This is a genomic window from Acidiferrobacteraceae bacterium (genome assembly GCA_037388825.1).
Classification (GTDB): domain Bacteria; phylum Pseudomonadota; class Gammaproteobacteria; order Acidiferrobacterales; family JAJDNE01; genus JARRJV01.
The window spans coordinates 1-15,408 of record JARRJV010000038.1 but is presented as its reverse complement, the minus strand read 5'-3'; the positions used below and the strand labels follow the sequence as shown (position 1 = coordinate 15,408).

Sequence of the window (15,408 nt, the reverse complement as noted above, 5' to 3'; positions counted from 1 at the left end):
TGAAGATGACGGTCGCCCTCATCGCCCCCATCGCCATGGACGAAGGCCTGCGCTTCGCGATCCGCGAAGGCGGTCGTACCGTCGGCGCCGGGGTGGTGGCGAAGATTATTGAGTAACGGATAGAGATCGCCTGATAGCGGGGCGTGAGCCGGGACACCGGTCTCGCGCCCTTGGCATCTGACGAACTCACGGAGTCTAGGCCAGTAGCTCAATTGGCAGAGCGGCGGTCTCCAAAACCGCAGGTTGGGGGTTCGATTCCCTCCTGGCCTGCCAGACACGCTGGCATACACGGGATTCAGGCTTGAACGCGGACAGGATAAAACTGGTTTTGGCGGTGCTGGTCCTCGGGGCCGGCATCTACGGTTTCTACTATCTGGATGCCCAGCCGGACCTGGTGCGTGTGTCGACGGTATTGGGTGCCGGTGTGGTTGCGGCGGTGATTGCCCTGCAGTCGGCCCAGGGCCGGGCGGCGTGGGAATTTGGCAAGGGTGCGCGGACCGAATTGCGCAAGGTCGTCTGGCCATCGCGCAAGGAGACGTTTCAGGCGACCCTGGCCGTGATCGCGATCGTCATATTGATAGCGCTGTTTCTCTGGCTTGTGGACTGGGGATTGTCCCAGATCTTGACGGCCCTGGTGGGGCCGAGGTCCTGACATGACGATGCGTTGGTATGTAGTACACGCATTCTCGGGTTTCGAGAAGCAGGTTGCGCGCTCGCTGAAGGAGCATGTGCACAACGCCGGGATGGACGACAAGTTCGGCGAGATCCTGGTGCCCATGGAAGAGGTCGTGGAGATGAGGGGCGGCCAGAAGCGCACGACCCAGCGCAAGTTCTTCCCCGGCTACGTGCTGGTGAAGATGGAAATGGATGACGAGACCTGGCACCTGGTGAAAAGCGTACCCAAGGTGACGGGCTTTATCGGTGGCACCAGCAACAAGCCGACGCCGATCACGGATGAAGAGGCCCAGGGCATCCTGCAGCAGGTGCAGGAGGGCGTGGAGAAACCCAAGCCGCGGTTCTCGTTTGAGCCCGGCGAGTTGGTGCGTGTAATCGACGGCCCCTTTGCCGATTTCAACGGCACGGTGGAAGACGTCAATTACGAAAAGAGCAAATTGCGCGTGTCGGTTTCCATCTTTGGACGCATGACACCGGTCGAGCTGGATTTCAGCCAGGTCGAAAAGAGTTGATGGGCGGCGGCGAAGCCGCTGCTTGAGCAAGACGAATCGGGGAGCCGCGAGGCGTTTGCACCCGAAGGAGAGCAACGATGGCAAAGAAGATTGACGCCTACATCAAGCTGCAGGTCCCTGCAGGCGAGGCGAACCCGAGTCCACCCGTGGGCCCTGCGCTGGGTCAGCACGGCGTGAACATCATGGAATTCTGCAAGGCGTTCAATGCCGCTACCCAGAGCATGGAAAAGGGTATGCCGATTCCGGTGGTCATTACCGTTTTCAGCGACAAGAGCTTCACCTACATCACCAAAACCCCGCCGGCCAGCATTCTGCTGAAGAAGGCGGCAGGCATTACTTCGGGTTCGGCAGTACCGAACCGCGACAAGGTGGGCAAAGTGACACGCGCGCAACTCGAGGAGATCGCCAACACGAAGATGGCGGACCTCAACGCGGCCAACCTGGACGCCGCCGTCAAGATTATTGCCGGCAGTGCGCGCAGCATGGGTCTGGAAGTGGAGGGCAACTGAGATGGCGAAGATTGGAAAACGCCTCAAGGGCGCCTACGAAAAGATTGAGCGTGGCAAGGCCTACGGTCTGGATGAGGCCCTGACACTGGTAAAGGAATCCAGCCGCGCCAAGTTCGACGAGTCCGTGGACGTGGCCGTGAATCTGGGCGTGGACGCGCGCAAGTCGGACCAAAATGTCCGTGGTTCCACCGTACTTCCGCGTGGCACTGGCAAGACGGTGCGCGTGGCCGTATTTGCCGACGGTGACAAGGCCGAGGCCGCCAAGGCCGCCGGCGCCGATATCGTTGGTATGGACGATCTGGCCGAGCAGGTGAAGGCCGGGCAGATGGATTTCGATACCGTGATCGCGACCCCCGATGCCATGCGTCTGGTGGGCCAGCTGGGTCAGATCCTGGGTCCGCGCGGTCTGATGCCGAATCCCAAGGTGGGTACGGTCACAGCCGACGTGGAAAAGGCGGTGCAAAACGCCAAGGCCGGTCAGGTGCAGTACCGCATCGACAAGGCCGGCATCGTGCACTGCTCCATCGGCAAGGCTTCTTTTGATGCCGATGCGCTGAAGGAAAATCTTGAGGCCCTGATGGCGGCGGTGAACAAGTCCAAGCCGTCGGCCGCCAAGGGTACGTATATCAAGCGCCTGACCCTGTCCACGACCATGGGACCGGGGGTGCTGGTGGATACCGCTACGCTGTAGTGGTTTGAAAGACTTTGGGCCTTTCCGGGCGCAGTGATTCATTGCAAACGGAAAGGATTGTCAAAGACCGCAGGTGTCTTGTGACTTAATGGGCCGATGAATGGCCAACCTGCGCAGGCGATGTACCCGAACCGGAATTCTCGCTGTCGAGAATGCTGCAATCGGTCATCGTCTTATTCACTAAGACGGAGGTGACTCAACAATGAGTCTGAATCTGGAGCAAAAGAAGGCCGTCGTTTCCGAAGTGTCCGGTGCAATTACGGATGCCCAGGCAGCGATTCTGGCCGAATATCGCGGTCTGACCGTGGCGCAGATGACCGAGCTGCGCAAGCAGGCGCGCGAAGCAGGCGTGTTCTTCCGGGTTGTGAAGAATACTCTTGCCCGGCGCGCGGTTGACGGTTCCGACTTCGCCTGCCTGCAGGACCAGTTGGTGGGTCCGCTTGCGTTTGCGGCGAGTACGGATCCAGTGGCGGTCGCAAAGGTGTTGAGCCAGTTTGCCAAAGACAACGACAAACTGGTGATCAAGGCCGGCGCGATGGGCGGAAAGGTCATTTCCCTGGCGGAAGTGCAGGCCCTGGCCAAACTGCCGTCGCGGGAAGAGCTGCTTGCCACTCTGGTTGGCACCATGCAGGCGCCAGTCGCCAAGTTTGTGCGCACACTGAACGAGGTTCCGTCCGCGTTCGTGCGTACGCTGGCTGCAGTGCGTGACAGCAAGGCCGCCTGAACCGACTGACAACGAATATCGACAGGAGTAATCCCATGGCTGTATCGAAAGAAGACATTCTGGAATCCATTGGCAACATGTCCGTGCTGGAGTTGTCCGAGCTCATCAAGGACATGGAAGAGAAGTTTGGTGTTTCCGCCGCCGCCGCCGCGGTTGCCGTTGCCGCGCCCGCCGCGGGCGGTGAGGCTGCCGGCGCTGCCGAGGAAAAGACCGAGTTCGACGTAGTTCTGGCCGAAACCGGCGGCAACAAGGTTGCCGTCATCAAGGCCGTCCGCGCCGTCACCAGCCTCGGCCTGAAAGAGGCCAAGGACCTGGTGGAGTCCGCCCCTGCTACCGTGAAGGAAGCTGTGGCCAAGGACGAAGCGGAAAACATGAAGAAGCAGTTGGAAGAGGCCGGCGCCAAGGTCGATCTGAAGTAAGACCTTGCCCGTTCCGGGTAAAACCTCTTGTGACCGCCGCGTGCTATGGGCGGTCACCGAATTACAGGGTCAGGGCTGGCGGAAATCCCGCCGGCCTTGACCCGCTTGTCGCTACCGGCGGTTCGCCCTGACGGGCACGCCGGCAGCGTTTCCGATTTGAGCTGAGAGTCGAGGGAAAGCATGGCCTACTCATTCACCGAGAAGCAGCGAATCCGCAAGAGTTTTGGCAAACGCCCCAGCGTGTTGCGCGTGCCCTATCTTCTGGCAATCCAGATGGATTCCTATGCGCAGTTCCTGCAGGCGGACGTGCCGCCGGACCAGCGCATCGATCAGGGCCTGCAGGCGGCGTTCAAGTCTGTATTTCCCATCGAGTCCTACAACGGCAATGCCGCTCTGGAATTCGTCAGCTATCGCCTCGGTGAGCCCGCCTTTGACGTGAAGGAATGCCAGCAGCGCGGCCTGATCTTCGCCGCGCCGCTGCGCGTACTGGTGCGCCTGGTGGTATTCGACAAGGATGAGTCCACCGGCTCAAAGACCGTGCGCGATATCCGCGAGCAGGAAGTCTACATGGGCGAAATTCCGCTCATGACCGAGAACGGTACCTTTATTATCAATGGCACCGAGCGCGTCATCGTCTCCCAGCTGCACCGTTCACCTGGTGTGTTTTTCGAACACGACAGCGGCAAGACCCATTCCTCGGGCAAGCTGCTGTTTTCGGCCCGCGTGATCCCGTACCGCGGTTCCTGGCTGGATTTCGAGTTCGATCCGAAGGATTTCCTGTACGTACGAATAGACCGCCGCCGCAAGCTGCCGGCGACCATCCTGTTGCGTGCCCTGGGCATGAGTGCCGAGGAGGTCCTGGATACGTTCTTCGACCGCGACACCTTCCATTTCGGCAAGGACGAGGTGAAGGTGGAACTGATACCGGCCCGTTTCCGGGGCCAGCAGTTCGATTTCGACATTGCCACGCCCAAGGGCGAGGTCATTGTCGAGGCCGGCCGTCGCGTTACAGCGCGTCACGTACGCGAGCTGGAGAAATCCCGTATGAAGCAGCTGGCCGTACCGCGCCAGTTCCTCCTGGGACGATCCCTGGCCCACGATGTCATCGATACCGATAGCGGCGAGATCCTGGCCCAGGCCAATGACGTGGTCACCGAGGAAATGCTGGACCGCCTGCTGGAGGCCGGAATCAAGGAAGTACAGGCCATCTATACCAATGACCTGGATTGCGGTCCGTTCGTGTCCGAGACCTTGCGCCTGGATCCCTCTTCCAGCCCGCTGGAGGCGCAGATCGAGATCTATCGCATGATGCGCCCGGGCGAGCCACCGACCAAGGATGCGGCCCAGACCCTGTTCAACAACCTGTTCTTCACGCCGGATCGCTACGACCTGTCGGCCGTGGGGCGCATGAAGTTCAACCGCCGCCTGAACCGTGAGACCGACGAAGGCCCGGGCATCCTGAGCAAGGAAGACATCGTCGACGTCATGAAGGTCCTGATCGAGCTCAAGAACGGCAAGGGCGAGGTCGACGACATCGACCACCTGGGCAACCGACGTGTCCGTTCCGTCGGCGAACTGGCAGAGAACCAGTTCCGTATCGGCCTGGTGCGTGTGGAGCGCGCTGTGCGCGAGCGCCTGACCCTGGCCGAGTCCGAGGGTCTGATGCCCCAGGAACTGATTAATGCCAAGCCCGTGTCAGCCGTGGTGAAGGAATTCTTTGGTTCCTCCCAGCTGTCGCAGTTCATGGATCAGACCAACCCCCTGTCCGAGGTCACGCACAAGCGTCGTGTCTCGGCCCTGGGCCCGGGCGGCCTGACCCGTGAGCGTGCCGGCTTCGAGGTGCGCGACGTGCACCCGACTCATTACGGCCGCGTGTGCCCGATCGAGACCCCGGAAGGTCCGAACATCGGCCTGATCAATTCGCTTGCCGTGTACGCGCGGGCGAACGAGTACGGCTTCCTGGAAACGCCTTACCGCAAGGTGGTCGACGGCAAGGTGACCGACCAGATTGATTTCCTGTCCGCGATCGAGGAAGGCAAGTTTGTCATCGCCCAGGCGAACGCTACGGTGGACGATAAGGGTGCCCTGGTCGAGGACCTGGTCTCCTGCCGCCACAAGAACGAATTCACCATGTCCACGCCGGACCAGGTGGATTACATTGACGTGGCGCCGGCGCAGATCGTTTCCGTCGCGGCCAGCCTGATTCCGTTCCTGGAACACGATGACGCCAACCGTGCGCTCATGGGTTCCAACATGCAGCGCCAGGCGGTGCCGACCCTGCGCACCGAGAAGCCCCTGGTGGGTACCGGCCTGGAGCGTATCGTGTGCGTGGATTCCGGCGTGGCCGTGGTCGCGCGACGCGGTGGCACCGTGGATTCGGTGGATGCCAGCCGGGTGGTGGTGCGTGCCAATGACGATGAGGCTGCCGGCAGTGAGGCCGGTGTCGACATTTACAACCTGATCAAGTACCAGCGATCCAATCAGAACACCAACATCAACCAGAAGCCCCTGGTGAAGGTGGGTGACGTGGTTGCCAAGGGCGACGTACTGGCCGACGGTCCGAGCACGGACCACGGCGAACTGGCCCTGGGTCGCAACATCCTGGTCGCGTTCATGCCCTGGAACGGCTACAACTTCGAGGATTCCATCCTCATCTCGGAGCGCGTGGTCGAACAGGACAAGTTCACGACCATCCATATCGAGGAGTTGTCCACGGTCGCCCGCGACACCAAGCTGGGTTCCGAGGAGATCACCCGCGATATTCCCAATGTGGGCGAGGCCGCCCTGGGCAAGCTGGACGAGTCCGGCATTGTCTACATCGGTGCCGAGGTGAACGCCGGCGATATCCTGGTGGGCAAGGTCACGCCCAAGGGCGAAACCCAGCTGACCCCGGAAGAAAAACTGCTGCGCGCCATCTTCGGTGAGAAGGCGTCCGACGTGAAGGACACCTCCCTGCGCCTGCCCTCAGGCATGAGCGGCACGGTCATCGACGTGCAGGTCTTTACCCGCGACGGGGTGGAGAAGGACGCGCGTGCCAAGTCCATCGAGCAGTCGGAACTCGAGCGGGTGCAGAAAGATCTGAACGACCAGTTCCGCATCGTCGAAGACGATCTGTACGCGCGTCTGGAACGCCTGTTGACCGGCAAGACTGTCGATGGCGGCCCCGCCGGCCTGAAGAAGGACGACAAGGTCACCAAGACCTATCTGGCCGAACTGGAGCGCGACAACTGGTGGGACATCCGCCTGCGCAACGAGGACGCCAGCCAGACCATGGAACAGCTGAAACAGCAGCTGGCGCGTCACCGGGAATTCTTCGATACCAAGTTCACCGAAAAGAAGGCCAAGATCACCTCGGGCGACGATCTCGCCCCCGGCGTGCTGAAGATGGTCAAGGTGCACGTGGCGGTGAAGCGCCGCCTGCAGCCGGGTGACAAGATGGCCGGCCGCCACGGGAACAAGGGCGTGATCTCGCGCATCGTCCCGGTGGAAGACATGCCCTACATGGCCGACGGACAGCCGGTGGAAATCGTGTTGAATCCCCTGGGTGTGCCGTCGCGTATGAACGTGGGTCAGGTGCTGGAGACCCACCTGGGCTGGGCGGCAAGCCGCCTGGGCACGCAAATCGAGGAAATGCTGCGCCAGGAAGCCAATGCCGACGCAGTACGCAAGTACCTGGACAAGGTCTATAACGGTGGCGGCACCCGCAAGGAAGACATCAAGTCCCTGGAGGACGGCGAGGTATTGAACCTCGCGAACAACCTGCGCCTGGGTGTACCTATGGCAACGCCGGTCTTCGACGGTGCGTCCGAAGAGGAGATCAAGGATCTGCTCGAACTGGCCGGTCTGCCGCGCTCGGGCCAGACCACGCTGTATGACGGTCGCACGGGTGATGCCTTCGATCGCCCGGTTACGGTCGGCTACATGTACATCCTCAAGCTGAACCACCTGGTGGACGACAAGATGCACGCGCGTTCCACCGGCCCGTACAGCCTGGTAACCCAGCAGCCGCTGGGCGGCAAGGCGCAGTTCGGCGGACAGCGCTTTGGTGAGATGGAGGTCTGGGCGCTGGAGGCCTATGGCGCGTCCTACACCCTGCAGGAAATGCTCACCGTGAAATCGGATGACGTCCAGGGGCGTACGAAGATGTTCGAGAATATCGTCAAGAATGATCACCGCATGGAGGCCGGTATGCCGGAGTCCTTCAATGTGTTGGTGAAGGAAATTCGTTCTCTCGGTATCGATATCGAACTGGAACAGGAATAGGCGCGGCGTCGAGCAATCGGCAATGCACCAGCGGGCGGGCAGTTGCCTGACCCGAAACGTTTAAAACTGCACAGCAGGAGACAGGGCTTTGAAAGATCTCTTTAATCTTTTCAAACAAGCCGGAAGGTCAGACGACTTTGACGTAATTCACATCGGCCTCGCGTCGCCGGAGAAGATCCGGTCGTGGTCGTTCGGTGAGGTCAAGAAGCCGGAGACCATCAATTACCGCACTTTCAAGCCGGAACGCGACGGGCTGTTCTGTGCCAAGATCTTTGGGCCGACCAAGGACTACGAGTGCCTGTGCGGCAAGTACAAGCGTCTCAAGCACCGCGGCGTCATCTGCGAGAAATGCGGCGTGGAAGTCACTCTGTCCAAGGTACGCCGCGAGCGCATGGGCCACATCGAGCTGGCGAGCCCGGTGGCGCACATCTGGTTCCTGAAATCCCTGCCCTCGCGCATGGGCCTGGCGCTGGACATGACCCTGCGCGACATTGAGCGGGTGCTCTATTTCGAGGCCTATGTCGTGGTTGATCCCGGCATGACGCCCATGGAACGCGGCATGCTGCTCAACGAAGAGGCCTACCTCAATGCCATCGAGGAGTATGGCGATGAGTTCGACGCCCGCATGGGTGCCGAGGCCGTACGTGACCTGTTGCGCCGGCTCAACCTGGAAGAAGTGCGAACAACGCTTCGTGAGGAACTGGGCGCGACCAAATCCGAGACCAAGATCAAGAAGCTGACCAAGCGGCTGAAGGTAATCGAGGCCTTCCTGCAGTCGGGGAACCGGCCGGAATGGATGGTGCTGGAGATCCTGCCGGTACTGCCGCCCGAGCTGCGTCCGCTGGTGCCGCTGGACGGTGGACGGTTCGCCACTTCCGACCTGAACGATCTGTACCGCCGGGTCATCAACCGAAACAACCGCCTGAAGCGCCTGCTGGACCTGAATGCGCCCGATATCATCGTGCGCAACGAGAAACGTATGCTTCAGGAAGCGGTGGACGCGCTGCTCGACAACGGTCGTCGCGGCAAGGCCATTACCGGCGCAAACAAGCGCCAGCTGAAGTCCCTGGCCGACATGATCAAGGGCAAGCAGGGCCGCTTCCGCCAGAACCTGCTGGGCAAGCGCGTGGATTATTCCGGCCGTTCCGTGATCGTGGTCGGTCCGGCGCTCAAGCTGCACCAGTGCGGTCTGCCCAAAAAGATGGCGCTGGAACTGTTCAAGCCCTTCATCTTCGGCAAACTGGAGGCCCGTGGCCTCGCCACCACCATCAAGGCTGCGAAAAAGATGGTGGAACAGGCCAGCCCTGAGGTATGGGACATCCTGGAAGAGGTTATCCGCGAGCACCCGGTGCTGCTGAACCGTGCCCCAACCCTGCATCGCCTGGGCATCCAGGCCTTTGAGCCTGTGCTGATCGAAGGCAAGGCCATCCAGCTGCATCCGCTGGTTTGCGCCGCCTACAACGCGGACTTCGATGGCGACCAGATGGCGGTGCACATCCCATTGTCCACCGAGGCACAGCTGGAAGCCCGCGCCCTGATGATGTCGACCAACAACGTGCTGTCACCGGCCAATGGTGATCCCATCATCGTGCCGTCGCAGGACATCGTTCTCGGCCTGTACTACATGACGCGTGAGCGCATCAATGACAAGGGCGAGGGTCGCTTCTTCGCCGATGTCGCCGAAGTACATCGTGCGTACAACACGAAGTCCGTGTCCCTGCATGCCAAGGTCAAGGTGCGTATCCCCACGGTCGAGCTGGACGACTCCGGCGAGCTGGTCGGCCACACCCGTGTCTACGACACGACGGTTGGTCGCGCACTATTGTCGGAGCTGCTTCCGGAGGGTCTGCCGTTCGAAGAGCTGCTGAACAAGCCTCTCAAGAAGAAGGACATCTCCGAGCTCATCAATATCTGTTATCGCCGCGTCGGCCTGAAGGCGACCGTAATCTTCGCCGACCAGTTGATGTATACGGGCTTTGGCTATGCCGCGCGCGCCGGGGTCTCCATCGGTGTGGACGACATGATCACGCCGGCGGAAAAGGTGGCTATCCTGGGCGATGCCGAGGATCAGGTGAAGAGCATCCAGAAACAGCACGCCTCCGGTCTACTGACCGACGGGGAGCGCTACAACAAGGTCGTCGACATCTGGACACACACCTCCGACAAGGTAGCCAAGTCCATGATGGAGATGCTGGGATCCGAGGAGGTCACCGATCGCGAAGGTAATGCGGTCAAGCAGGACTCCTTCAATTCCATCTTCATGATGGCCGATTCCGGCGCCCGTGGTAGCGCGGCCCAGATTCGTCAGCTCGCCGGCATGCGCGGCCTCATGGCCAAGCCGGATGGCTCCATCATCGAGTCGCCGATCATGGCCAACTTCCGCGAAGGCCTCACGGTGCTGGAGTACTTCATCTCCACCCACGGCGCGCGCAAGGGTCTGGCTGATACCGCGCTAAAGACCGCCAACTCCGGCTACCTGACCCGCCGCCTGGTGGATGTCTGTCAGGACCTGGTCGTGACCGAGGATGACTGTGGTACCGAGTGGGGTGTGACCCGTTCGGCCCTGGTCGAGGGTGGCGAAGTGGTGGTGCCGCTGCGCGACCGTATCCTCGGCCGCGTCGTCATCGGCGACATCAACGATCCGGCAGACGATTCCCAGGTGCTGGTCCAGGACGGCACCATGCTGGACGAGAATCTGGTGCGCCTGCTCGAGGACAAGAACATCGACCAGGTACTGGTCCGTTCCCCCGTAACCTGCGAAACCCGCTACGGCGTGTGCGCCAAGTGCTACGGTCGCGATCTGGCCCGCGGTCACCTGGTGAACCAGGGCGAGGCGGTCGGCGTGATCGCCGCCCAGAGTATCGGCGAGCCCGGCACCCAGCTGACCATGCGGACCTTCCACATCGGCGGCGCCGCCTCCCGTGCCGCCGCGGTCAGCAAGATCGAGGTCAAGACCAGCGGTGTGGCGCGCATGCGCAACATCAAGACGGTGCAGAATGCCGAAGGCAACTGGGTCGCGGTGTCGCGTTCCGGCGAGCTGATCGTGCAGGACGACCATGGTCGCGACCGCGAGCGCTACAAGATGCCCTATGGTGCTGTCATGACCGTCGCCGATGGCGACCGGGTCAAGGCGGGTGCCATTGTGGCCAATTGGGACCCCCATACCCATCCGATCGTCACCGAGGTGGCGGGTAAGGTTGCCTTCACCGACCTGATCGATGGCGCCAGCGTGAACCGCCAGACCGACGAGATCACGGGTCTGTCCACCTACGTGGTGCTGGATCCCAAGCATGCACGCGGCGGCAAGGAATTGCGTCCAATGATTTCCCTGGTGGATGAAAAGGGCGAGCCGGTGATGATTGCTGGCACGGACATGCCGGCACGTTACACGCTGCCGCCTGGCGCCATCATCACCGTGGACGACGGCGTCAAGGTGACCGTCGGCGCGGTGCTGGCCCGTATTCCACAGGAATCGTCCAAGACCCGTGACATCACGGGTGGTCTGCCCCGCGTGGCGGAACTGTTCGAGGCACGCAAGCCCAAGGACGCGGCCATTCTGGCCGAGGTCTCGGGTGTGGTCTCATTCGGCAAGGAGACCAAGGGCAAGCAGCGCCTGATCATCACTGACCGGGACGGTGAGCCCCACGAGTACCTGATCGCCAAGGGGCGCCATATCACCGTATTCGAGGGTGAGACCGTGGAGCAGGGCGACGTGATCGTCGATGGTTCCCCGGTGGCGGTGGACATCCTTCGCCTGCTGGGTACCGAGGCCCTGACTAACTATATCGTGGACGGGGTGCAGGACGTGTACCGCCTGCAGGGCGTGAGGATCAACGATAAGCACATCGAGGTCATTATTCGCCAGATGCTGCGCAAGGTGAATGTGCTGGATCCGGGCGATACCAGCTTCCTGCCGGGAGAACAGGCGGAACGCTCTATTCTGCTGGACGAAAACGAGGAAGTGGTGGCCGCAGGCAAGCAGCCGGCGACCTGGGAGCCCATGCTGCTGGGCATCACCAAGGCCTCCCTGTCCACGGAATCGTTCATTTCCGCCGCCTCCTTCCAGGAGACCACCCGTGTGCTGACCGAAGCCTCCATCAACGGCAAGCGGGACAAGCTGCGCGGCCTGAAGGAAAACGTCATCGTGGGTCGCCTGATCCCGGCCGGAACCGGCCTGGCGTACCACCACGAGCGACGCCGCCAGCGCGTCGAAAGCCGGGAAGAGGAGCTTGCCCTGGAGCGCTCCCTGACCGGAATGACGGCGGGTGCCACGGGCGAGGACGACGAGGCCGCGGCGAGCTGAAAAAGGGCCGGTTTTGCCCCCGGTTTAGGGGCGAAATCGGCTTGACACACTAGGGGCGTGTGCCTAGAATCGCGCCCCACCTTGAATGACAGGCCGGACCCATCCCGGCCTGTCGTTTGTTTTTTTGGGCTGGAGTGATAGATGCCGACGATTAACCAATTGGTCCGTAAATCCCGGAAAAAAGGGACAAAAAAGTCCACTGTTCCGGCACTGGAGGCGAGTCCGCAGAAGCGGGGCGTGTGCACGCGCGTGTATACCACGACCCCGAAAAAGCCGAATTCGGCCCTGCGCAAGGTCGCCCGTGTGCGCCTGACCAATGGCTACGAGGTAAGCAGTTACATCGGTGGCGAAGGGCACAACCTCCAGGAACACTCCGTCGTGCTGATCCGCGGCGGACGTGTGAAGGACTTGCCGGGTGTGCGTTACCACACGGTGCGCGGCACCCTGGACACAGCCGGTGTATCAGATCGCCGTCAGGGCCGGTCCAAGTACGGGGCGAAGCGTCCCAAGTCCTGATTTTTGACGAATTGAAGTATCGCCGCGCCTGTCCGTGCGGCGTTTTTGGTCTTTAGAGCCAGGTAGCTAACGCGATGCCGAGACGAAGAGAAGTACCGAAACGCCAGGTCCTGCCGGACCCGAAATACGGGAACCAGGTGCTGGCGAAGTTCATCAACGTGATCATGCACAGCGGCAAGAAATCCGTTGCCGAGCGCATCGTTTACGGTGCCCTGGACACGATTGCCGAGCGTACGAAGAAGGATCCGGTTTCCTTTTTTCAGGATGCCCTGGACAACGTCAAGCCCGACGTGGAGGTCAAGAGCCGCCGCGTGGGTGGCGCCACCTACCAGGTTCCGGTCGAGGTGCGTTCGAGCCGGCAAATGGCTCTGGCCATGCGCTGGATCGTGGAAGCGGCGCGCGCCCGTGGCGGAAAGTCCATGGGTGTGAAGCTGGCGGACGAATTGATGGACGCGGCCGATCGCCGCGGCACCGCGTACAAGAAGCGCGAAGATACACATCGTATGGCGGAAGCAAACAGGGCTTTCGCCCACTACCGCTGGTAAGCGGCTGACGAGGGAAACACCGTGGCACGGAAAACTCCTATTGAGCGGTATCGCACCATCGGCATCATGGCCCACATCGATGCCGGTAAGACGACGACCACCGAACGCGTGCTGTTCTACACCGGCGTCTCGCACAAGATCGGCGAGGTGCACGACGGTGCGGCCGTTATGGACTGGATGGAGCAGGAGCAGGAGCGCGGCATCACCATTACCTCCGCCGCCACCACCTGTTTCTGGAAGGGCATGGAGCAGCAGTACCCCGAGTACCGTATCAATATTATTGATACGCCCGGGCACGTGGACTTCACCATTGAGGTGGAGCGTTCCCTGCGCGTGCTCGACGGTGCCTGTGCCGTATTCTGCGCCGTCGGCGGCGTGGAGCCCCAGTCCGAGACCGTGTGGCGCCAGGCCAATAAATATCATGTCCCACGCATGGCCTTCGTCAACAAGATGGACCGTGCCGGCGCCGACTTTCTGCGCGTGGTCGAACAGGTCAAGACCCGCCTGGGCGCCAATCCGGTTCCCCTGCAGCTGAATATTGGTGCCGAAGACCAGTTCAAGGGTGTGGTCGACCTCATCAAGATGAAGGCCATCTACTGGAACGAGGACGACATGGGTACCACCTTCCGTGAGGAAGACATCCCGGCCGAGCTTCAGGACAAGGCCGCCGAACTGCGTGAGCAGATGCTCGAGGCCGCCGCCGAGTCGTCCGAGGAGCTGATGGACAAGTATCTCGAAGCCGGCGATCTGCCGCCTGAGGACATCAAGAAGGGCCTGCGTGCTCGTACCCTGGCGAATGAAATCGTCCCGGTGCTGTGTGGTTCCGCGTTCAAGAACAAGGGCGTGCAGGCGATGCTGGACGCGATTGTCGATTTCATGCCGGCCCCCGTAGACGTGCCTTCGATCAAGGGCCATCTGGACGATGCCGCCGAGAGCGAGGCCGAGCGTCATTCAGACGACAAGGAACCGTTTGCCGCCCTGGCATTCAAGATCGCGACCGACCCGTTCGTGGGCCAGTTGGTCTTCTTCCGTGTCTATTCCGGTGTTCTGAATTCCGGTGACACCGTGTACAACTCCGTGCGCCAGAAGAAAGAGCGCATCGGCCGTCTGCTGCAGATGCATGCCAACAGCCGCGAAGAGATCAAGGAAGTACTGGCAGGCGATATCGCCGCCGCCGTTGGCCTCAAGGACATCACCACGGGTGACACCCTGTGTGATCCGAACAACGTCATCGTGCTCGAGCGTATGGAATTCCCCGAGCCCGTGATTTCCCAGGCCGTGGAGCCCAAGACCAAGGCGGACCAGGAAAAGATGGGTATCGCCCTCGGGCGTCTGGCCCAGGAAGATCCTTCCTTCCGCGTCCGCACCGACGAGGAATCCGGCCAGACCATTATCTCCGGCATGGGCGAGCTGCACCTGGACATCATCATCGACCGCATGAAGCGTGAGTTCGGCGTCGAGGCCAATGTCGGTGCGCCGCAGGTGGCCTACCGTGAAACCATTCGCAAGCCGATCGAACAGGAATACAAGTACGCCAAGCAGTCCGGTGGTCGCGGCCAGTACGGCCACGTCTACCTGCGCCTCGAGCCCCTGGAGCCCGGTAGCGGCTTCGAGTTCGTGGACGAGATCAAGGGCGGCGTGGTCCCGCGCGAGTACATCCCCGCGGTAAACAAGGGCGTGGAAGAGGCCCTGGAGCGCGGCATCCAGGCCGGCTACCCGGTCGTGGACGTGAAGGTCACCCTGTATGACGGTTCCTACCACGAGGTCGACTCGTCGGAGAACTCGTTCAAGATGGCCGCCTCCATGTGCTTCCGCGAGGGTGCGCGCAACGCCGATCCGGTGGTGCTGGAACCCATCATGGCGGTGGAAGTGGTAACGCCGGAGGAGTACATGGGCCCCGTGAACGGCGACCTGAGTTCCCGTCGCGGCATGATCCAGGGAATGGAAGACGCCCCGGCGGGCAAGATCGTCCGCGCCGAGGTCCCCCTGGCCGAGATGTTCGGTTACGCGACTTCGCTGCGTTCCGCGACGCAGGGCCGCGCCAATTACACCATGGAATTCAAGAAGTATGCTCCGGCCCCGAGTAACGTGGCCGAGGCCGTGATCAAGAAGGCGAGCTGAAGACAACTGCGACGAGGCACCCAAGATGTCCAAGGAAAAATTTGAACGTAGTAAACCCCACGTCAACGTCGGAACCATCGGCCACGTCGACCACGGCAAGACCACGCTGACCGCGGCCCTGACCGTGGTG

General features: G+C 61.5%; 13 protein-coding genes and 1 tRNA gene. All 14 read left to right on the top strand.

Annotated elements, in window-relative coordinates; genetic code table 11:
- The coding region (locus tag P8X48_08425) for a hypothetical protein (protein ID MEJ2107340.1) at positions 1-116 on the top strand (116 nt) is incomplete at its 5' end.
- Between the two features lie 81 nt (positions 117-197).
- Positions 198-273 (top strand) — tRNA-Trp (locus P8X48_08420).
- 28 nt (positions 274-301) lie between these two features.
- The gene (gene secE, locus P8X48_08415; protein MEJ2107339.1) at positions 302-652 is read left to right on the top strand and encodes a preprotein translocase subunit SecE; all 351 of its coding nucleotides are present in this window, start codon (positions 302-304) and stop codon (positions 650-652) included.
- Position 653: 1 nt separating this feature from the next.
- Positions 654-1,187, top strand: a complete 534-nt coding sequence (gene nusG / locus P8X48_08410; protein MEJ2107338.1) for a transcription termination/antitermination protein NusG — start codon at positions 654-656, stop codon at positions 1,185-1,187.
- A 77-nt stretch (positions 1,188-1,264) separates the two neighbouring features.
- Positions 1,265-1,696 (top strand): 50S ribosomal protein L11, encoded by a 432-nt coding sequence (gene rplK / locus P8X48_08405; protein MEJ2107337.1) that lies wholly within the window; start codon positions 1,265-1,267, stop codon positions 1,694-1,696.
- A 1-nt stretch (position 1,697) separates the two neighbouring features.
- On the top strand, positions 1,698-2,387 hold the full coding sequence (rplA, locus tag P8X48_08400; protein MEJ2107336.1) for a 50S ribosomal protein L1: 690 nt from the start codon (positions 1,698-1,700) through the stop codon (positions 2,385-2,387).
- Positions 2,388-2,589: 202 nt separating this feature from the next.
- Positions 2,590-3,111, top strand: a complete 522-nt coding sequence (gene rplJ / locus P8X48_08395) for a 50S ribosomal protein L10 (GenBank protein MEJ2107335.1) — start codon at positions 2,590-2,592, stop codon at positions 3,109-3,111.
- Between the two features lie 35 nt (positions 3,112-3,146).
- Positions 3,147-3,530, top strand: a complete 384-nt coding sequence (gene rplL / locus P8X48_08390) for a 50S ribosomal protein L7/L12 (GenBank protein ID MEJ2107334.1) — start codon at positions 3,147-3,149, stop codon at positions 3,528-3,530.
- A 180-nt stretch (positions 3,531-3,710) separates the two neighbouring features.
- A complete protein-coding gene (gene rpoB / locus P8X48_08385; GenBank protein ID MEJ2107333.1) occupies positions 3,711-7,793 on the top strand; it encodes a DNA-directed RNA polymerase subunit beta in 4,083 nt (1,360 codons plus the stop codon).
- Between the two features lie 88 nt (positions 7,794-7,881).
- A complete protein-coding gene (gene rpoC, locus P8X48_08380) occupies positions 7,882-12,096 on the top strand; it encodes a DNA-directed RNA polymerase subunit beta' (protein MEJ2107332.1) in 4,215 nt (1,404 codons plus the stop codon).
- A gap of 141 nt (positions 12,097-12,237) precedes the next feature.
- Positions 12,238-12,612: a 30S ribosomal protein S12 gene (gene rpsL / locus P8X48_08375; GenBank protein ID MEJ2107331.1), complete on the top strand. Its 375-nt coding sequence runs from the start codon at positions 12,238-12,240 to the stop codon at positions 12,610-12,612.
- 74 nt (positions 12,613-12,686) lie between these two features.
- The gene (gene rpsG / locus P8X48_08370; protein MEJ2107330.1) at positions 12,687-13,157 is read left to right on the top strand and encodes a 30S ribosomal protein S7; all 471 of its coding nucleotides are present in this window, start codon (positions 12,687-12,689) and stop codon (positions 13,155-13,157) included.
- Between the two features lie 21 nt (positions 13,158-13,178).
- Positions 13,179-15,278, top strand: a complete 2,100-nt coding sequence (fusA, locus tag P8X48_08365) for an elongation factor G (GenBank protein MEJ2107329.1) — start codon at positions 13,179-13,181, stop codon at positions 15,276-15,278.
- A 25-nt stretch (positions 15,279-15,303) separates the two neighbouring features.
- On the top strand, positions 15,304-15,408 hold a 105-nt coding region (locus P8X48_08360), incomplete at its 3' end, for a GTP-binding protein (protein ID MEJ2107328.1).

Excerpts from the sequence above, each read along its gene's own strand:
- rplA (MEJ2107336.1), top strand. The coding sequence starts at position 1,698 with ATGGCGAAGATTGGAAAACGCCTCAAGGGCGCCTACGAAAAGATTGAG.
- rpoB (MEJ2107333.1), top strand. The coding sequence starts at position 3,711 with ATGGCCTACTCATTCACCGAGAAGCAGCGAATCCGCAAGAGTTTTGGC.
- rpsL (MEJ2107331.1), top strand. The coding sequence starts at position 12,238 with ATGCCGACGATTAACCAATTGGTCCGTAAATCCCGGAAAAAAGGGACA.
- rplK (MEJ2107337.1), top strand. The coding sequence starts at position 1,265 with ATGGCAAAGAAGATTGACGCCTACATCAAGCTGCAGGTCCCTGCAGGC.
- rplJ (MEJ2107335.1), top strand. The coding sequence starts at position 2,590 with ATGAGTCTGAATCTGGAGCAAAAGAAGGCCGTCGTTTCCGAAGTGTCC.
- rpsG (MEJ2107330.1), top strand. The coding sequence starts at position 12,687 with ATGCCGAGACGAAGAGAAGTACCGAAACGCCAGGTCCTGCCGGACCCG.
- rplL (MEJ2107334.1), top strand. The coding sequence starts at position 3,147 with ATGGCTGTATCGAAAGAAGACATTCTGGAATCCATTGGCAACATGTCC.
- nusG (MEJ2107338.1), top strand. The coding sequence starts at position 654 with ATGACGATGCGTTGGTATGTAGTACACGCATTCTCGGGTTTCGAGAAG.